Source organism: Mycobacterium sp. NGS48, from assembly GCF_059812585.1.
Window position 1 is genome coordinate 307,756 of sequence record NZ_JCALCY010000005.1, and the last position, 19,557, is coordinate 327,312.

Here is a 19,557-nt window from a genome sequence, read left to right on the forward strand (position 1 = left end):
GCCGCCGCGCGCACCCGGCGAGCGTGCGCAAACCCGGGAAATTTCACGGCGTTTCGGCCGGGGACACGCACACTCGCGGCGGAAGGCGGCGCCCAATTAAATCGGGGTCAGGCCGTGCTTGCGCTGCACCCGGTCGAACTTCTGTTTGTCACGCAGTATTCGCAGCGACTTGCGCAGCAGCAGCCGGGTTTCGTGCGGCTGGATCACGCCGTCGATATAGCCGCGCTCCGCGGCCGTCCACGGGATGGCCATGTTGAGGTTGTAGCCTTCGATGAAGTCTTTCTTGACCTGCTGCGCCTCGGGCGTGGTCGGGTCCGGGAAGCGTTTCATCAGCAGCTGGGCCGCGCCGTCGGCGCCGATCACCGCGATCCGCGCGGTGGGCCACGCGAAGTTCAAGTCGGCGGCCAGCTGTTTGCAACCCATCACCGCGTAGCCGCCGCCGTAGGCCTTGCGCACGATGAACGTGACCTTCGGGACGTCGGCCTCGACGAGCGCGTTGAAGAATCGCCCGCCGCGCTTGATGATTCCGCTTTTTTCTTCCTGCACCCCGGGCATGGCACCTGGGGTGTCGACGACGAAAACCAGTGGGAGATTGTAAGAGTCGCAGAACCGGATGAAGCCGGCCGCTTTGTCGGAGGCCTCGGTGTCGACCGCCCCCGACATGTGCATCGGCTGGTTGGCGATCACGCCGACCGGCCGGCCGTCCACCCGGGCGAACGCGGTGATCATCGCCAGGCCACGCTGGGCCGCCACGTCGAAGACGTCGCCGTCGTCGAAGATACGCAACAAAATCTCGTGCATGTCGTAGGCGGTGTTGTCCGCATCCGGCACGATCGAGTCGAGCTCGAGATCGCTGGGAGTGATCTCCGGCTCCAGGCCGGGGTTGACGATCGGCGGGTCGTCAAAGGTGTTGGCGGGCAGGAAGCTCAGGTAGTCGCGGACGTACTGGAAGGCGGCGGCCTCGTCCTCGACGACCTGGTGGATGTTGCCGTAGCGAGCCTGGTTGTCGGCACCGCCCAACTCGTCGAGGCTGACGTCCTCGCCGGTGACGTCCTTGATCACGTCCGGGCCGGTGATGAACATGTAGCCCTGGTCGCGTACCGCCACCACCAGGTCAGTCTGGATCGGCGAATAGACCGCTCCGCCAGCACATTTGCCCAGAATAATGGAGACCTCCGGAACCAGGCCGCGCAACATCTCGTGGCGCCGGGCCAACTCGGCATACCAGGCCAGCGAGGTGACCGCGTCCTGGATACGGGCGCCGGCCGAGTCGTTGATGCCGACGATCGGGCAGCCGGTCATGGCGCACCACTCCATCAGCTTGGCCACTTTGCGGCCGAACATCTCCCCCACCGAGCCCTGGAACACGGTCTGGTCGTGGGAGAACACCGCCACCGGACGGCCGTTGATCCGGCCGTGCCCGGTCACCACCCCGTCGCCGTACAGCGCGTTCGGGTCGCCCGGTGTCTTGCACAGCGCGCCGATCTCCAGGAAGCTGCCCGGGTCCACCAGCGCGTGGATGCGCGCCCGCGCGCTGGGGATGCCTTTCTTGGCCCGCTTGGCGACCGCCTTCTCGCCGCCGGGCTCCTTGGCCAGCTCCAGCTTCTCCTGCAGGTCGGCCAGCAACTCCGCGGCGGTCTTGGTGGTCACTAGGCTTGCCCTCTTTCCTTAACCCGCGGCTTGAATCTTGTTGAGCGCCTGAGTCATATGCGCGCCCACCTTGGCGATGATCGGCTCATCGATGGCTTGGATGTGCTCCCCGCCGATCGGCACGACTTCCAGATCGGCAACATAGTCACCCCAGCCGCCGTCGGGCTTGCGGGTGGCATAGGCCGGCTCGAACATGATCGCGTCGTCGTGGTAGCGGTCGGCCAGGTACAGCACGACGTGCCCGTCGTAAGGCTGGATCTCGACCGTGCCCAGCGCCCGGTTGTCCAGGTACGACGTGCGCTGGTGCTCGATGATCCCGCCCGGGATCTGCACACCGCTCTGCGCGACGATGTCCAGCACGAACTTGACCTGGCCCTCGTCGTCGAGCTTCTCCAGCTCCTCATACGGGATCTCCGGGACCTCGACGTTGAAAGTCCGCTCGGCGAAGCGGGCGTAGCGGTCCCAGCGTGCGCGCGTCCCTTCCTTGCTCTGGTCGATCGGCTCGCCGGGCAGCGCGAGGTCGATCAGCCCGACGAACGCCACGTCGCAACCCTGCTGCTTCAGCCCCACCGCGCACGCATAGGCCAGCGCCCCGCCCAGCGACCAGCCGGCCAGGATGAACGGCCCGTCGCCCTGCAATTCGCGTAGCTTGGGAACGTACTGCGCAGCGCGCTCCTCGATGGTGCCCTCGACGCGCTCCAAGCCGTACATCGGGGTGTCCGGTGGCAGGCGATTGAGCAGTGGCTCGTAGACCACCGTCGAGCCGCCGGCGGCGTGGAACACGAACACCGGCGGCTTGGTGGAGCCTTCGGGCCGGGCCCGGATGGTGCGCACGAAGCCGTCGATCTCACCGGCCTCCAGGTATTCGCGCACCGTAGTCGCCAGCGCCTCGACGGTCTCGGCGGCTTTGACATCCTCAGCGGTGATCGAACCCTCGGCACGTTCCGACAGCCGCTGCGCCATCTTGGCGGCGGCGTCGTCGTCGAGCTTGGGCAACGCGTTGAAGATGCCGCCCGGGGATTTGCCGGTGACGATCGCCCAAGTGGCGAAGGTGATCCGCTCGGCAGCGTCGCGCGGCGGCACATCAGCGCCCAGCGCCTCGGTGACGGCCTGCTGGTTGAGCACCTGCGCGGCGGCCGCCAAATTTGGTTGCGCCGCTGGGCCTTCCGGGTTGGTCGGCGGTGGTGGGATCGCCACATCGGACGGCGGCGCTTGCGGATCAGGCGCAGGTGCTACCACCGAAGCCGGCGTCGCACCGGAAACCAGCGCGGCCTGCTCCTTGGCGATCTCGTCGGCGGTCAGTGTCTTCTGATGCTCGTGCAGTTGCTGCACCTCATCGCGATGCTCGATCGCGTACTTGATGAGTTCCTCGACGTTGTAGAGGTTGGCGTCGCGGACCGCCTGCAACTGGATCGGCGGCATGTCGAAGTCGTACTCGACGCGGTTCTTGATCCGCACCGCCATCATCGAGTCCAGGCCGAGTTCGACCAGCGGCACCTCCCACGGCAGGTCCTCGGGCTCATAACCCATCGCCATCGACACGATGGCCGCCAGCCGCTCGCCCACGGTCTCACCGGATTCGGGAGACCACCGCTGCAAACCTCCGACTTGGCGTGCGGTGAGGCTGTCCTGCACGGTGTCGGGTTGAGGTTCGACCGGCGCAGTCTCTTCCGGTGCGGGCGTTGCTGCGACTCCGGTTCCGGCGCCCACCGCCGTCGGCAACATCGACGCTTGACCGGCCCGCGATACCAGCGCGTCGTAGACCAGGGTGAAGGACTCGTCGATGCGGGCATGCACCTGAACGGCCGCCCCGCCGGGGTGCCGAGTCAGGGTGGTCACCAGCCGGGCGTTCGCCCCAGGCACTGCCCGCTGCTCCGAGGCAGCCAGCTGCGCTTCCGGAAGCACCTGCGCGGCAGCGGCTTTCACCAACGCAGCCAGATCGGTCTCGCCGCGCGGCGCGTATTCCCAGACATGGCGGCCATCAGGCGTCGCAACGTGGTTGCCGGGCATCATCACCGATGCGTCGCCGGAGAAATGCGCGTCCAGCCAGTGCTCCTTGCGCCGGAACCGGGTCGGCGGGATGCTGGCGTAGTCCTCGGGGCCGATGGCGCGAGTGAAAAGCGTTCGGATGTCGAGGTCGTGGCCGTAGACGAACAGCTGCGCCATGGTCGAGGTCATCGAGTCGACGTCGTCTTGTTTGCGGGCCAGTGTCGGAATCAGTTGCGCATCAGGCAATCCCGCGGCCGCGGTGGTCAAACCGATTTGCATCAAAGCGACCGGGTTTGGCGCCAGCTCCAAGAACGTGGTGTGGCCACTGTCGACGGCGTTGCGGACGCCGTGGGTGAAGTAGACCGAATGCCGCATCCCTTTGAGCCAGTAGGCGACGTCGTGGATCGGCTCGCCACCGGGCCGGATGTAGTTACCCTCGTGCACTGTCGAGAAGATTCCGACGCCGGGGCTCATCGGCGTGATGCCTTGCAGCTCTGCGGAAAACTCGCCGAGCAGTGGATCCATCTGCGAGGTGTGGCCGGCGCCCTTGGTCTGGAGCTTGCGGGCGAAGCGACCCTCGGCCTCACAGCGGGCGACAATCGCGTCGATCTGCTCGGGCGGGCCGCCGATCACGGTCTGGCTCGGTGCGGCGTATACGCACACCTCCAAGCCGGGGAAGTCGGCGAACACCGTCTTCAACTCGTCGGCGGAGTACTCGACCAACGCCATAAACCGGATGTATTCACCGAATAGCATCGCCTCGCCCTCGCCCATCAGATGCGAGCGCGAGCAAATCACCCGGGTGGCGTCGGCCAGCGACAGTCCGCCGGCGAAGTAGGCCGACGCGGGCTCACCCAGCGATTGACCCACCACCGCAGCGGGTTTGGCGCCGTGATGCTTCAAAAGCTCGCCTAGCGCGATCTGAATCGCGAAGATGGTGACGTTGCTGGTTTCGATGCCGTACTCATGCGAGTCGTCGAGGATCAGCTCGAGCACCGAGTAGCCGCGCTCGTCTTGAACCAGCGCGTCGACCTTCTCGATCCACTGAGCGAAGACCTCGTTGCGCAGATACAGGTTCTTGCCCATCTTGCGGTGCTGCGCGCCGAACCCTGCCATCGCCCACACCGGACCGCTGGTCACCGGCCCGTCAGTGCTGAACACGTTGGCCTTTTGCTTACCTTCGGCGATCCCCCGCAGTCCCTTGATCGCGTCGTCGTGGTCGCGGGCCAGCACCACCGCACGAGAGCGGCCATGGTTGCGCCGAGACAGCGACCGGCCGATCGACTCCAGCGACGACGCCCGCCCTTCCGGGCTTTCCATCCAGTCGGCCAGTTCCGCGGCGGCGGACTTCTTGCGGGAAGTCAAAAATGCCGATACGGCCAACGGCACCAGCGGTGCCGAAAGCTCTTCAGCGGCAAGCTCTTCTAGAGCGATCTCCTTGAGCCGCAGCGCCTCATCGGTGATGCCGGGCAGTTCATAATCCGGCTCCCCGGTCCCGGCCCCGTCGGTCTCGATGAACTCGCCGTACTCGTCGAACCGCACATGCTCGGCGGGCCGTTCCTCGGTGGCAGCCGCCGGTTCGGCCTCCGGTTCCGGTTCACGCTCGACGACGTCGCGGGGCAGCACCTCGCGCAGCACCACGTGCGCGTTGGCGCCGCCGAAGCCGAAGCTGGACACCCCGGCGACCGCGTAGCCGCCGTAGCGGGGCCAGTCGGTCGCCGAGTCCAAAACGCGCAGATGCGTTGCGTCGAAGTCGATGTAGGGGTTGGGACCGGCGTAGTTGATCGAGGGTGGCAGCTTGTCGTGCTGCAACGACAGCACCATCTTGACCAAGCTTGCGGCACCGGCCGCCGACTCCATGTGTCCCACATTGGTTTTCACCGCGCCGAGCAGGGCCGGCTTGTCGGCCGGGCGGCCACGGCCGACCACCCGGCCCAGCGCTTGAGCTTCGATCGGGTCACCGAGCACGGTGCCGGTGCCGTGCGCTTCGATGTAGTCGACACTGCGCGGGTTGATGCCGGCGTCCTTGTAAGCCCGGCGCAGCACGTCGGCCTGCGCGTCGGGGTTGGGGGCGATCAGACCGTTGGACCGGCCGTCGTGATTGACTGCGCTGCCGGCGATCACGGCGAGAATCTGGTCACCGTCACGGCGGGCGTCGTCGACCCGCTTGAGTACCAGCATCGCGCCGCCCTCGGAGCGGGTGTAACCGTCGGCGTCCGACGAGAACGACTTGATGCGGCCGTCCGGCGCCAACACCTGCCCGATCTCGTCGAAACCGAGTGTCACCGCCGGGGTGATCAGCGCGTTGACGCCTCCGGCGACGGCCACGTCGCATTCACCGCTGCGCAGCGCCTGCACCGCCTGGTGCGCGGCGACCAGTGAACTCGAGCAAGCGGTGTCGACCGCCACCGACGGCCCATGGAAGTCGTAGAAGTACGACACCCGGTTGGCCACAATGGAACTCGCCGTACCGGTGATCGCGTACGGGTGCGCGACGGTCGGATCCGACATCGCCAGGAAGCTGTAGTCGTTGACCGACGTGCCGACGTACACACCGACGGATTCGCCGCGCAGGCTCGAGGCCGGGATGCGGGCGTGCTCGAACGCCTCCCAGGTCAACTCGAGCGCCATCCGCTGCTGCGGGTCGATGTTGTCGGCTTCGGTCTTCGACAGCGCGAAGAACTCCGAGTCGAAGCCCTTGATGTCTTTGAGGTAGCCGCCGCGGGTGCGAGCCTTGCCGACCCGTTCGGCGATCCGCGGCTCCTCCAGAAACTCCGACCAGCGGCCCTCGGGCAGGTCGGTGATCGCGTCGCGGCCTTCCAGCAGCGCCTGCCAGGTCTCCTCGGGGGTGTTCATGTCGCCCGGCAACCGGGTGGCCAGGCCCACCACCGCGATGTCGACCCGTTCCACCGGTCCGCTTCGCGTCCAGTCCTGATCGGAGTCGGCGCCCGCCTCGTCCATCGGGTCGCCCTCGACGATCCAGGTGGCGAGCGTCTCGATGGTCGGATGCTCGAAGGCGGCCGCAATGGACACCGTGACCCCGGTGCGGTCCTCGATATCGGCGGCCATCGCCACCGCGTCCCGCGACGACAGCCCCAACTCCACCATCGGGGTGGCCTCGTCGATCGTCTCGGGCGCATGCCCGGTTGCTTTGCCGACCCAGTCGCGCAGCCACTGCCGCACCTCGGCGACGGTCATGTCGGTGCGGGCAGCGGCCGGGGCCGCGGAGGTGTCTGTATCAGTCATGGTCGTCGAGAATCAGTCCGCCTGGTCGGGGAAGGCGTTCGGGGAAGCGGTGCCGCTGCGCAGGCTGCCGTCGATGTAGGCGGTCCGGCACGCACGCCGGCCGATCTTGCCGCTGGACGTACGCGGAACCGATCCAGCCGAAACCAGCAGCACATCACGCACGGTCACGCCGTGCCGGACGGCAATGGCCGCCCGGATGTCGTCGGCGATCGGTTGGTAATCGAGCTTGTGCGCGCCGGGTGCGCGTTCGGCGACGATCACCAGTTGCTCGGAGGAGTCTTCCGGGTCGTACTTCAGCCCGGCGTGCGGGTCGTCGAACACCTGGGCGGGCAGCTGGTTGGCCGGCACTGAGAATGCGGCCACGTAACCGGTGCGCAAGGCCCGACTGGCTTCCTGCGCCGAGTACTCCAAGTCCTGCGGGTAGTGGTTACGGCCGTCAATGATGACCAGGTCTTTCACCCGGCCGGTGATGTAGAGGTGGCCCTCGTGGTAGGTGCCGTAGTCACCTGTGCTCACCCATAGCCCGTCGTCGGGTGCGCCCTCGGCGTGCGACGGGCTGGTGCGCGACTTGAGGATGTTTTTAAAGGTCTTTCGGGTCTCTTCTTCGCGGGCCCAGTAACCGGTACCCATGTTCTTGCCATGCAGCCAGATCTCGCCGATCTGGCCGTCGGGCAATTCGGAGGCGGTCTCGACGTCGACGATCGTTGCCTGTTCGTCGACACCGACCTTGCCGGCGGAGACCTGTGCGACGGCGTTGGGCGCGTTGGCGGCCACCTCGACGAACCGGTGATTGTTCAGAGCGTCCCGGTCGACGTGGACGATCGTGGGTGCCTCGTCCATCGGGGTGGTCGAGACGAACAGCGTGGCCTCGGCCAGACCGTAGGACGGCTTGATCGCCGTGTCGGGAAGGCCGTACGGCGCAAACGCCTCCTGAAATTTGCGCATCGACGCCGGCGACACCGGCTCACTGCCGTTGAGGATCGACCTGACGTTGCTCAGGTCCAGTGGCGGGTCGTCGTCTTTTGGCAGGCCGCGCAGCGCGGCGTGTTCGAACGCGAAGTTCGGCGCGGCGGAGATTGTCTGGCCGGTGTCGTCGTCCTTCCGGGCGAGCTCGCGGATCCAGCGGCTGGGCCGACGCACGAAGGCGGCGGGCGTCATAAAGGTGAAGCTGTAGCCGACCACCGTTGACAACAACGAGGTGATCAGGCCCATGTCGTGGAAGAACGGCAGCCAGCTGACGCCGCGGTCGCCATCCTTGCCCTCCAGCGCATTGATCACTTGGACCACGTTGGTGGGCAGGTTGAGATGCGTGATCTGCACACCCGCCGGGGTTCGGGTGGAGCCGGAGGTGTACTGCAGGTATGCGATGGTGTCGGCATCGGCCGGCACGCCCTCCCAGGTGGTGGCGACGTCGTCGGGCACCGCGTCGACGGCGATGATCCGGGGCCGCTCCTTGGCCGGGCGGCTACGGAAGAACTTGCGGACACCCTCGGCGGAGTCGCTGGTGGTCAAGATTGCCGACGGGGTGCAGTCGTCGAGCACCGCGTGCAGACGACCGACGTGGCCCGGCTCGGCCGGGTCGAACAGCGGCACCGCGATCCGTCCCGCGTAGAGGGTGCCGAAGAATGCGACGAGGTAGTCCAGGTTCTGCGCGCACAGAATCGCGACGCGGTCACCCGGTTGGGTGACTTGCTGCAGGCGGGCGCCGACCGCCCGGTTGCGGGCACCGAACTCCGCCCAGGAGATGTCCCGCGCGACGCCGTCGCGTTCGGTGGAGTAATCCAGAAACCGGTAGGCCAGCCGGTCGCCGCGAACCGATGCCCACTTCTCGACGTGACGCACCAGGTCGGTGTTGTCGGGAAACCTGATCTTTCCGTCCACGATGAACGGGTTGTGGTACCCGACGTGGGACCTGTTGGCCATGCGACTCTCCTGTCAAGACACAGCTAGATCGGATTACGGCTGGATGATGTCCGCGGACGGCTACATCCGACTCCGGGACGGCTGGCGGGATGCCGCCCAATTCGCCTGCGCGTTTGTCGCGAACGCCAAACTTCCCAGATGGTACAGAAACGCGCTGTGCGATCAGCACGGCGTCGACCCAGCAGACCAACCTCAGCTCTTCTTAATTTCCTCTTAATGTTAAGGGGCGGTGCGCTGCGAACCAAATCCGAAGGTACCGCTTGACACAACTGTTACCCGTGTTTGGGATGCGGCGCGTTTTCGATGAGATTGCGGGTCCAGTTCAAAGTCCACTCGGTGGCCGACTGCCCGTCCACGCTCCAGAACTGCGTGGTGGCATACAGCGCGTGGACGGGTTGGCCTGCGCCGCCGGCCAACGTGTCCAGCGTGCCCGGCAGGTTGACGATGCTGAATGCTTCCTGCGGGGCCGCGCAGATCAGGTCGCCCTGGCCGCAGATCTCATTGGTTCGCCCGTTGAGGTCACCGAAACCGCCGGGCCGCGCGCCGGTCATCGTCAAGCCCATGGTCGACAGCACCGGCACCTCGTGCAGGGTGATCTCGGCGCCCTGGCCCGGTGGATTGGGGCCGACGTCCTGGCCCACGCCCTGCTGGCGGCGCCCGTCAGCGATCAACGTCACACCGAGCACCAGGTCTTCGTCGACGGGGCCGCGCCCGTTGCCGACATCGCTGGCGATGTCACCGGCGATTACCGCCCCCTGGGAGAAGCCGACCAGCACATAGCTGGTCAGCGGGCACTTGTCGTTCATGTCGGTCATTGCCTTGAGCGCCGCTGCGGTGCCTTCCTTGCGGCTGTCGTTGTAGGAGATCTGGTTGTCGCCCGACAGCGGATTGTGGAACTGCGCGGTGTAGGGAACGGTGTACACCTCGACGCGGGCGGCGTCGAACTGCTCGGTGATCGGACGGGTCACGTTGAGCAGCAAGGCCTTCGGAAAGTCAACCGGGTTGAGCGGGTTGAGCTGCAACGACGACTCCCAGGTGCCGGGAATCGATAGCAACTGCACGTCGGGGCAACTGGCGTCTTGGAAGGCCGGTCGCGGCTTCTTCGGATGTGCGGGCCCGCTGGTCGGCGGCACGATGCTGGGTGGCACCGCGCTGGGCGGGGTCTCCGGGTTACGCAGATAGAGCACCACGAACACCAGCACCAGGGCCACGACAAGCGCCGTCGCGGCGGCCGCGCCCAATGCCAGGATGCGGTGGCGCTTGCGCCGGGAGTTAGCAGCCTTCTTAACAGCCATGTCTCCTGCTAGCAGAGTCGGTCGGTTGCCCGGTCGACGTGCCATGCAGCGGCCGTCGCACCCTGGTTCACGGTACCGGGTTCTTGGCCTCGACCCTGCCCGCCGGTGATGCGGCCGCTCTCGAGCCTGCGCTGACGGCGTCGAGTCTGCGTCCAGATCGTCGTCCGCGGCCGGATTCCGCGCTCACCGCAGTTTCGGCGCAGTGGGCGCAGACTCGGCGTCGGGTCGGCTATCTAGCGAATCGCCCCGACGATGTCGCCGGACATCGCCGCCAGCTGTGCGCTCCAGGAACCCCAGCCGTTGTCGCCGGCCGGGAAGTCGAAGTGCCCGTTGTGGCCGCCGTCGTTGCGGTACTGCTGGTAGAAGAATCGGCCGCTACCGGTGGCCGTCGCCTCCTGGCCGATCATCGCGGCCGGGTTGCTGGCGCCGCCGCTCGGGTTGTACACCCAGATCCGGCTGTTGTTCTGCGCCAGCATCGAGGCGTGCGCGTAGGGGTCATGCCATTTCCACCGGCCCAGCTGTGGCGCACCCCACATACCGTAAGAGTCCACCCCACCGAACTGGGCCATGCCGGCGGTGATCGCGCCGGTCTCGTCCGTACCCGACGGGCGTAGGAAGCCCGACAATGACCCGGCGTAACCGAACCGTTCGGGGTGGAAGCAGGCGAGGGCCATCGCGCCGTATCCGCCCTGCGAGGCGCCGACGACCGCATGGCCTCCGGGCGCCAGGCCTTTGTTGGCGGCCAGCCAGTCCGGCAGCTCACTGGACAAGAAGGTGTCCCACTGCTTGCTGCCGTCCTGTTCCCAGTTGGTGTACATGCTGTAAGCGCCGCCCGCCGGCGCGACCACCGAGATTCCCTTGCCCGACAGGGTGTTCCCCGCGTTTCCCGCATTCATCCAGTTGCTGACGTCGGGGGCGGCGTCGAAGGCGTCCAGCAGGTATACCGCGTGTGGGCCGCCGGCTATGAAGCTCACCGGGATGTCGCGGCCCATCGCGCCCGACGGCACCATGAGATTTTCGACACCTGCCGCATGCGCCGAGCCGGTCTGCGTCGCGGTGATACCGCCCAATGCGACGGCAAGCACGGCAGCGAACAGCATCCGCAGCAGCATCGACAGGCCCCTCATGTCCACCTCACTCGTGTCGCTCCACCAACCCCCGCGCAGCCCCGTCCCGCAAGGTAGTGAACCACACCGGATGCGACAGGAGGGCCGGAAACGACTAACGGCGGCGACCCGAAAGGTCGCCGCCGTCAGCGGTAATGATTGGCGCCTAGCCGTGGGTGCCCTGCGCGGCAACCGGCGTGCCGCCGCTGCCCTGGTTGGCAGGGGTGCCCTGGCTGGCCGCGCTGGACGCGGTGCCCTGAGGCGCGCTCTCGGTGGTACCACCACCGCCGCCGGGCGTTGCGCCCAGCACACGCTGCAGGTCAGGCTTCATCGCGTTCAGCTGCTGGCCCCAGTACTCCCAGCTGTGCGTGCCGTTCTCCGGGAAGTTGAACGTGGCGTTGTGGCCCCCGGCGGCGTTGTAGGCGTCCTGATACTTGATGTTGCTGGTCCGCACAAAACCCTCGAGGAACTTGGCCGGCAGGTTGTCGCCGCCCAGCTCGGACGGCTTGCCGTTACCGCAGTAGATCCACACCCGGGTGTTGTTGGCGACGACCTTTCCGACGTTCAGCAACGGGTCGTTGCGCTGCCATGCCGGATCCTCCTTCGGGCCCCACATGTCGGCGGCCTTGTAGCCGCCGGCGTCACCCATCGCCAGGTTGATCAACGACGGCCCCATCCCCTGCGACGGGTCCAGCAGGGCCGACATCGAGCCGGCGTAGATGAACTGGTCGGGGTGGTAGGCCGCGAGAGTCAATGCCGACGCGCCTGCCATCGACAAGCCGACCACGGCACCGCCGTTGGGCTTGACCTGCTGGTTGGCCTGCAGGTATTGCGGCAGCTCGCCGGTCAGGAAGGTTTCCCACTTGTAGGTCGTGCAGCCGGCCTTACCGCAGGCAGGCTTGTACCAGTCGCTGTAGAAGCTGGACTGCCCGCCGACCGGCATGACCACCGACAGACCGGACTGGTAGTACCACTCGAAGGCCGGGGTCTCGATGTCCCAGCCGTTGAAGTCGTCCCGTGCGCGCATTCCGTCGAGCAGGTACACCGCCGGCGCGTTGGCTCCGCCGCTCTGGAACTGGACCTTGATATCGCGGCCCATCGCCGCCGACGGCACCTGCAGGTAATCGACCGGCAGACCCGGCCGGGAGAACGCCCCCGCGGTCGCGGAGCTGCCGACGACGCCGATCAGCCCTGGCAGCAGCGCTGCCCCGGCGGCGCCGACAACGAGACGGCGCGGCATCCCCTTGACCGCGCCGCGAAGTCTGTCAACAAGCTTCATCCGTGCTTTCCTCATCCTTGGTTGGCCCATATTCGGGTCGAACTGCGTGCGCTAGATATGCGCTAGGTGCAACAGTGCTCGTGTAGTCAACCACATCGTGGTGCGAACTCTCTCATCGAGAACAGCGTGAAAGCCGGCGGCGGTGCGCCGTCTGGCGCGGCCAGCGGGTCGGTTTCGGCCGCATGATGAATGTGCCCACGAGGGATTCACCGCCGGTGAGCAGTCTCATCCGGCGTTGCTGTCGGAGGCAACACCGTTCTGGTGCTGCCACGGCAAGCGAGTGGCGAAAATTTTCTGCGCAATGCCCACCGGGAAGCGCCGCCGCGGGGCTCACGGGCCTGCCGCCGGCAGCCCCGTGTAGGGGGCCACGCCGGACTCCGGTACTTCGAGTCCACACCTGAGCAGCTCGTAGCGCGGGACACGGTCGATCCGATATTTGGTGAACTCGTAGGCGTGCAAGAAGTTCGACAGGAACCGGCGCGGACCCATTGGGCTGCGCACCGAATTCAGCACGGCCTGGGTGGCTGGGCAGTGCAGTGCTGCCTCGGCTTGGGTGACCCACTGCGCGTCAAGGTATCCGGGAACGCCCGGGTACCACTTGACCCACGGGCCATCGGCGATCACCCAGTCCGGGAACAGGTTTTTGTCGTGACCGATGCGGCCGTACTGCAACCGCGCGATATGGGCAGCCAGCGGATTGGCCAATCCGATCTGGTCGAGCACCCTGACGTCCAAGCCGACATTCATGCTCGACATGCCGAGGTTGGTGAAAAAGACGGCGTGCGGCCCCTTTTGGGGCGGCGCGTCGGTGGTCGACGGCGGGATCGCCGGCACCAGGTCCCAGCGGTCGTAGTCACCGGAAGGAAGCAGTAGCGCTCCGTCCGGGGTGTTGTTGAGCGCCACCAGCACCGCGCGCATCCGCGGATAGTCCAGGTAGTCAGCGGCGGTCAGCGGATGCGCATGCCCGGTAGCCTGCGCGTAGAAGCGGCGCTCGTCGACGATGCCTGAGTAGGTGACCCGAGTGGCGCCGTCGCCCATTCCCGGCGAGTTCGCCGCCCACAGCGACCAGCCCGCGACCGCCAGCCACAGCGCGCTGATCGCCCCGGCCAACCAATAGCCGGTCTCCCGGGAGAACTTCGTGCCGTCGGGAAACATCACCGGCACCACGGCCACCGGTGCCAGCAGACAAAAGATCGGCACCAGCAGGACCCGCCCGTGCATGAAGTCGCCGCCTTGCCGGATCCAGTACAGGGCCTGCAGCAATCCACTGAACACGACGAAGGCCACGACGGCGGCCGGGCTTTGTACGGTGCGCGCCAACCGTCCGTAGCCGGCGGGCGGTGCGTGTCGAATCCACCAGGGCCGACCGCGGGTGGCCACCAGCAGTAGACCCAGTACCAACACCAGCAGGGCGGGGACCCACAACGCGTAGGGCTGGTTGAAGTTGGACAGATAAATCAGGCCCTGCGGCCATTTGTCGCCGGCTGCGTCCTTGGCCAGCGCCGTGCCGGGGAACAGCAGCGCGTAATAACCCATCCGGAAGATCTGGTAGGCCACCGGAAGCAGCCCGCCGGACACCACGATCAGCAACCGCCACCGCCAGCCCTGTGCAGCGACCAGCATCATGATCAACGCCAGACCGCCGATCAGCGCCAGTTCGGGACGCACCAGGACGCTTAAGCCCGCGACAAACGCCAGTACGCCGATAAAGATTCGGCCCGGCGGACGCGATCGCAGCGCCTGCGACCAGCAGACCATCAGCCACCAGAGCAGCCCGAGGTAGGCCAGCACCAGGCCGCTTTCCAGCCCGGACGTGGCGAAATCGCGCGCCGGCGGTATCGCGATGTAAACCAGCGCACCGGCCGGGAGCATCACCGCTCGTCGCCCGAGCAGGCTGGGCGCGTACAGCCGGCCCGTTCCCAACATCAGCAGCGCCATGCCCAGCAGGCTCAGCGCCAGCGCCAGCGTCAGCGCCACGTATTCCATCCGCATCGGCCCGGCCAGCCAGGCTCCTGCATAGACCAGGTAGGTCCACACCACCGAGGTGTTGGCCTCCACCCGCTCGCCCGCGTTGAACACCGGCCCGTTGCCGGCCAGCAGGTTGCGCACTGTCCGCAGCACGATCAGCCCGTCGTCGGCGATCCACCGCCGCTGCCAGGCCCCCCAGCCGAACAGCACGGTCACCACCGCGACGCTCACCCACAGGCTGACCCGAACCGTCGTGTCGTAAGGAAACGCGGGCCGGCCCGCCGGCGCCAACGCCGGCCGGCGAGACGAGACCGGGGCGGCGTTAGCCGAACGCAACAGCAGCACCAACGGTTCCGATCCAAGCCAGCGCCAGCAGCTGTAACACCCGATCGCGCAACGCAATATCTTCGGGTTCCCCGGCCAGCCCGCCGTCGACGTCGACCGCGTACCGCAGGACCGCGATCGTGAACGGAACCATCGACACCGCGAACCAGGTGCCCGAGTAGCGGTCGCGCTCGAAGGCCCACAGCCCGTAACAGACCACCAGCGCGGTGGCCGACATTGTCCACACGAACCGGAGATAGGTGCTGGTGTAACTCTCCAGCGATTTGCGGATCTTGGCACCCGTGCGTTCGGCCAACTGCAACTCGGCGTAGCGCTTGCCTGCCACCATGAACAGCGACCCGAATGCCGCCATCAACAAAAACCATTGCGACAGATAGATATCGGCGGCCGCACCACCGGCGATGGCGCGGATCAGATATGCCGAGGAGACGATGCAGATGTCGATCACGGCTTGATGCTTGAGCCCGAAGCAATACGCCAACTGCATGCCGATGTAGACCGCCATCACCACGGCCAGATTGCGGGTCAGTAGGCAGGCGACCACCAGCGAGGCGACACCGAGCACCGCGGCGATCACGTAGGCCAGCCACTCCGGCACAACACCGGCCGCGATCGGGCGGAACCGCTTGGTGGGATGTTCGCGATCGGCCTCGACGTCGCGGACGTCGTTGATCAGGTATATCGACGACGCGGCCAGGCAGAACACCACGAACGCGACGGCCTCTTTGGTCAGGACGTCGACGTAGTCGTAGCGGACGTCGGTGCCCAACGCGGCCACCGGGGCCGCCAGCACCAAGATGTTCTTCACCCATTGCCGCGGGCGGATCGCCTTGACGACTCCGACGATCAGGTTGGCCGGAGGTCCGGTCACCGGCACCACGTCCTCACTCATTCGGCACCTCACCTTTGAGCCGGCCGTCAACCCACATCGTGACCGCTGCGACGGCGGCGCCAACGCCGACGCCGGCGGCCACGTCGCTGGGATAGTGCACCCCCAGCAGCATCCGGGACAACGCCATCGGTGGCACCAGCAGGGCCGGCAGCGATGACCCGGTGACCCGGGCCAGCAGGATTGCCGCCGCGGTGGTGGACGTGGCGTGCGCAGACGGAAAGCTCAGCCGACTCGGTGTGCCGACGTTCACCGCGACTGCCGGATGATCCGGGCGGGTGCGCCGTGCCAGTCGCTTGATCAGCACGGCCGCCGCATGCGCAGCGAAGGCCCCGACCCCGACCCGCAGCCACGCCCGGCGCCGCCCCGGCTGCAGGAGCGCGCCGAGCGCCGAGACAGCCAGCCAGCCGATGCTGTGCTCACCGAAATGTGACAAACCGCGCGCGGCGGCCAGCATCCCCGGTCGATCGGCCAGCGCCGATTGGACAGCCACCAAAACAGCCAGTTCACCACGCGGCGCAGCAGTTTCAGTCACGACGTCAGCCATCGCGGGGCACGCCGTCTGCCGCGTCTTTGTGGGCCGGGGGGCACGGCCCGCTGGCGGCGAACAGCACCGTCTCCCACTTCTGCTTGCTGGACAGCACCGGCAGGGCTTCGCGATAGACGCGGCGCATCTCGTCGAACCGACTGGCCAGCCGGCGCTGACGACGCAGCGATTGCCACAACAGGCTGAACATCTTGGCCCGGTCGCGTTGGCGGTACACCACGCCGCGACCGTCGGCCGTCGTGACGGTGGCTCCGTCGAGGGTGCACAGTTTGAACCACCGGGCGTCCTGGGTCGGCACGTTCAACTGGGGACGCTGGTGGTGTCGCGGGTCGGCCTTGGTGAGGTTATGCAGCGTCCCGCGGGCCAGCCGGTAGCTGATGGCCAGCGGGTTCACCGGCGGCTTCATCTGGGTGTTCTTGCGTGACGGCGCCGGCAGTTCGCTGGCCGCCGGCAACACCACCGCATCCGAATAGGCCTTGCGCAGGCGGTGCACCTCCGGCAACGCGGATTCCAGGATCGAGAAGATGTGCTCCGGCCCGGCCAAGAAGTCGTCGATCGCCCTGTTTTGAATCGCGACCGTCGAATACTCCAGGCAGGCAAGGTGTTTCAGCGTGGCTTTCAGATGGCTGCGCAGCAGACCGATGATGTCGCCGTCCCAGTGCATGGCTGCCACCACCAACCGGTTACGCAGATGGAAGTAGGCCTGCCAGTCGATGGCGTCGTCCTTGTCGCTCCACGCCATGTGCCAGATCGCGGCGCCGGGCAGCGTGGCGGTGGGGTAGCCGTGTTCGGCGGCCCGCAGGCCGTAGTCGGCGTCGTCCCATTTGATGAACAGTGGCAGTGGTTGACCCAGTTCTTCGGCGACCTGCCGCGGGATCATGCACGTCCACCAGCCGTTGAAGTCGGCGTCGATGCGCCGGTGCAGTTGATTACTGCGAATGTTCTTGGCGCTCAGTGCATATTCAGCGAAGTCGTGGTCGTATTCTGCGTGCGGCGCGGCGGTCCACATGAACTTCGACCGGTCGACGACCTCACCCATGATGTGCAGGTGGGACGGCTCTTGAAGGTTGAGCATCTGGCCGCCCACCAGCATCGGCGACTTGGCGAAGCGGTGCATCGCCAGCACCCGCAAGATGGTGTCCGGTTCGATGCGGATGTCATCGTCCATGAACAGGATCTGCTGGCAGTCGGTGTTTTTCAGCGCCTCGTACATCACCCGGCTGTATCCGCCGGAACCACCCAAATTAGGCTGGTCGTGGATCGAAAGCCGGTTGCCCAGTGCAGCGGCAGCTTCGGGGAAATCGGGGTGGTTACGGGCCTTCGTGGTACCTTGGTCGGGTACGATCACGGCACCGATGACGTTGTCCACCAACGGATCTGACGTGAGCTCGCGCAGCGCGCTGACGCAGTCGGCGGGCCGGTTGAAAGTCGGGATGCCGACCGCGATATTGCCCACACCCGGCGCCGGCACCGGTGCATACCAGCCGGCGCTGTGCAATGTGACGTCGCTGTCGGTGGTGATGTCGAACCAGACCCAGCCACCGTCCTCGAACGGCTGCAGACCGATCTCGAATTCGACCACTGCCGGCTGGTCTGCGCCGCTGGCAAATCCGCGCCCCTCGACGAAAATCCGGGCTCCGGTGGCCTTGGACCGATAAACGTCAACCCGCCCGGCGCCGGTCAGCTCGGCGCGCAGCAAAACCGACGTCAGCGTCGTCCAGCGCCGCCAGTAGCTGGCCGGAAAAGCGTTGAAATAGCTGGCGAACGACACCTGGGACTCGGTGCCGATTTGCAGCGAGGTACGCGTCGCCGCGTGCGCCCGTCGGGCGTTGGTCTTCGACTCCTCCAAGTAAAGCTTGCGCACATCGAGCGGCTCGCCCGGGCGCGGCAAAATGACACGGGCCAGTAGGCTCACGGCTTTCTCACTCATCCGCGGATGCTTTCTTCTAACGGCAGGCCATCGCGCAGGTGCGGCGCAAGAACGTTGTCGTACATGTTCAGTGCGCTGGCAATGGCCATGTGCATGTCCAGATATTGGTAGGTGCCCAGCCGCCCCCCGAAGAGCACTTTCGACGACGCGGTCTCGGCTTTGGCCCTGGCGCGATATGCGGTCAGCAGGGCACGGTCGGCCTCGGTGTTGATCGGATAGTAGGGCTCGTCGTCGTCGTCCGCGAACCGCGAGTACTCCCGCATGATCACTGTCTTGTCGGTCGGGTAGTCCCGCTCGGGATGGAAGTGGCGAAACTCGTGGATGCGGGTGTACGGCACATCTGGATCGTTGTAGTTCATCACCGGCGTGCCCTGGAAATCTCCGGTGGGCAGCACTTCGACCTCGAAATCCAGTGTGCGCCAACCCAGCTGGCCATCGGCATAGTCGAAATAGCGGTCCAGCGGGCCGGTATAAACAACAGGAGCCGACGGGGACCCTCGGCGCAGCTCGTCCCGGACGTCGAACCAGTCGGTGTCCAGCCGTACCTCGATGCGGTCATCGGCGGCCATGTTTTGCAGCCACGCGGTGTAGCCGTCGACCGGCAGCCCCTCATAAGTGTCGTTGAAATAGCGGTTGTCGAACGTATAGCGCACCGGCAAGCGGGTGATGTTGGCCGCGGGCAGCTCCTTGGGATCGGTTTGCCACTGCTTGGCGGTATAGCCCTTGACGAACGCCTCGTAAAGCGGCCGTCCGATCAACGAGATTGCCTTTTCCTCGAGGTTCTGCGCGTCAGCGGTGTCGATTTCGGCGGCTTGCTGCGCGATCAGCGCGCGCGCCTCGTCAGGGGTGAAGTAGCGGCCGAAGAACTGCGAGACCAGGCCGAGGCCCATCGGGAACTGGTAGGCCTGCCCGTCGTGCAACGCAAACACGCGGTGCTGGTAACCGGTGAACTCGGTGAACTGCCGGACGTAATCCCACACCCGTTTGTTGGATGTGTGGAACAGATGCGCGCCGTACTTGTGCACCTCGATCCCGGTCTGCGACTCGGCTTCGGAGTACGCGTTGCCGCCGATGTGTGGGCGCTTCTCGACGACCAGCACGCGCTTGTCGAGTTGGGTGGCCACACGCTCGGCGATCGTCAGGCCGAAGAACCCGGAGCCGACGACAAAGAGGTCGAAACGAGAAGTCATCGGTTGCCTAGGGTATCCGACTGCGCGGCTCCAGCCCGCTACGCGGCTCCGGGAGTGCCGGGTTGAAGGTGACATTCGTCGAGCGTCGCGCACAACAGCTAAGCCACACATGGCGAAACAGTGCCCGCGAGGTGACGAAGGTCGCGATTGGTTCACGATTCGATATCGCCACACTAGTCCCAGCAGTCACATCAGTACCA

General features: G+C 66.3%; 11 protein-coding genes. All 11 read right to left on the reverse strand.

Features of this window, described 5'->3' with window-relative positions; all coding sequences use genetic code 11:
- Nucleotides 1-96: 96 nt before the first annotated feature.
- A complete protein-coding gene (locus AC5Y42_RS12695) occupies nt 97-1,650 on the reverse strand; it encodes an acyl-CoA carboxylase subunit beta (RefSeq protein ID WP_499898519.1) in 1,554 nt (517 codons plus the stop codon).
- 18 nt (nt 1,651-1,668) lie between these two features.
- Nucleotides 1,669-6,885 carry a polyketide synthase Pks13 gene (gene pks13 / locus AC5Y42_RS12700; RefSeq protein WP_499898521.1) on the reverse strand — a complete coding sequence of 1,739 codons (5,217 nt, stop codon included), beginning with the start codon at nt 6,883-6,885 and terminating at the stop codon, nt 1,669-1,671.
- Between the two features lie 12 nt (nt 6,886-6,897).
- A complete protein-coding gene (gene fadD32 / locus AC5Y42_RS12705) occupies nt 6,898-8,808 on the reverse strand; it encodes a long-chain-fatty-acid--AMP ligase FadD32 (RefSeq protein WP_499898522.1) in 1,911 nt (636 codons plus the stop codon).
- Between the two features lie 272 nt (nt 8,809-9,080).
- On the reverse strand, nt 9,081-10,103 hold the full coding sequence (gene culp6 / locus AC5Y42_RS12710) for a carboxylesterase Culp6 (RefSeq protein WP_499898524.1): 1,023 nt from the start codon (nt 10,101-10,103) through the stop codon (nt 9,081-9,083).
- Between the two features lie 233 nt (nt 10,104-10,336).
- Nucleotides 10,337-11,230 carry an esterase family protein gene (locus AC5Y42_RS12715; protein ID WP_499898525.1) on the reverse strand — a complete coding sequence of 298 codons (894 nt, stop codon included), beginning with the start codon at nt 11,228-11,230 and terminating at the stop codon, nt 10,337-10,339.
- Between the two features lie 145 nt (nt 11,231-11,375).
- The gene (gene ag85A / locus AC5Y42_RS12720; RefSeq protein ID WP_499898527.1) at nt 11,376-12,488 is read right to left on the reverse strand and encodes a diacylglycerol acyltransferase/mycolyltransferase Ag85A; all 1,113 of its coding nucleotides are present in this window, start codon (nt 12,486-12,488) and stop codon (nt 11,376-11,378) included.
- Nucleotides 12,489-12,818: 330 nt separating this feature from the next.
- Nucleotides 12,819-14,795: a terminal beta-(1->2)-arabinofuranosyltransferase gene (gene aftB, locus AC5Y42_RS12725; RefSeq protein WP_499898672.1), complete on the reverse strand. Its 1,977-nt coding sequence runs from the start codon at nt 14,793-14,795 to the stop codon at nt 12,819-12,821.
- Nucleotides 14,779-15,693, reverse strand: coding sequence for a decaprenyl-phosphate phosphoribosyltransferase (locus AC5Y42_RS12730; RefSeq protein WP_499898528.1), 915 nt, complete (start codon nt 15,691-15,693; stop codon nt 14,779-14,781). Before AC5Y42_RS12730 ends, aftB begins: the two co-directional genes overlap by 17 nt.
- Nucleotides 15,686-16,225 (reverse strand): phosphatase PAP2 family protein, encoded by a 540-nt coding sequence (locus AC5Y42_RS12735; RefSeq protein WP_499898530.1) that lies wholly within the window; start codon nt 16,223-16,225, stop codon nt 15,686-15,688. The genes AC5Y42_RS12730 and AC5Y42_RS12735 overlap by 8 nt, the downstream gene beginning before the upstream one ends.
- Nucleotides 16,226-16,229: 4 nt before the next feature.
- Complete coding sequence (locus tag AC5Y42_RS12740) at nt 16,230-18,167, reverse strand: glycosyltransferase (RefSeq protein WP_499898531.1); 1,938 nt, start codon at nt 18,165-18,167, stop codon at nt 16,230-16,232.
- A complete protein-coding gene (gene glf, locus AC5Y42_RS12745) occupies nt 18,164-19,357 on the reverse strand; it encodes a UDP-galactopyranose mutase (protein WP_499898533.1) in 1,194 nt (397 codons plus the stop codon). The genes AC5Y42_RS12740 and glf overlap by 4 nt, the downstream gene beginning before the upstream one ends.
- Nucleotides 19,358-19,557: the final 200 nt, after the last annotated feature.

Coding starts and splice junctions, on each gene's coding strand:
- pks13 (WP_499898521.1), bottom strand. CDS start 6,885: ATGACTGATACAGACACCTCCGCGGCCCCGGCCGCTGCCCGCACCGAC.
- fadD32 (WP_499898522.1), bottom strand. CDS start 8,808: ATGGCCAACAGGTCCCACGTCGGGTACCACAACCCGTTCATCGTGGAC.
- culp6 (WP_499898524.1), bottom strand. CDS start 10,103: ATGGCTGTTAAGAAGGCTGCTAACTCCCGGCGCAAGCGCCACCGCATC.
- AC5Y42_RS12715 (WP_499898525.1), bottom strand. CDS start 11,230: ATGAGGGGCCTGTCGATGCTGCTGCGGATGCTGTTCGCTGCCGTGCTT.
- ag85A (WP_499898527.1), bottom strand. CDS start 12,488: ATGAAGCTTGTTGACAGACTTCGCGGCGCGGTCAAGGGGATGCCGCGC.
- AC5Y42_RS12730 (WP_499898528.1), bottom strand. CDS start 15,693: ATGAGTGAGGACGTGGTGCCGGTGACCGGACCTCCGGCCAACCTGATC.
- AC5Y42_RS12740 (WP_499898531.1), bottom strand. CDS start 18,167: ATGAGTGAGAAAGCCGTGAGCCTACTGGCCCGTGTCATTTTGCCGCGC.
- glf (WP_499898533.1), bottom strand. CDS start 19,357: ATGACTTCTCGTTTCGACCTCTTTGTCGTCGGCTCCGGGTTCTTCGGC.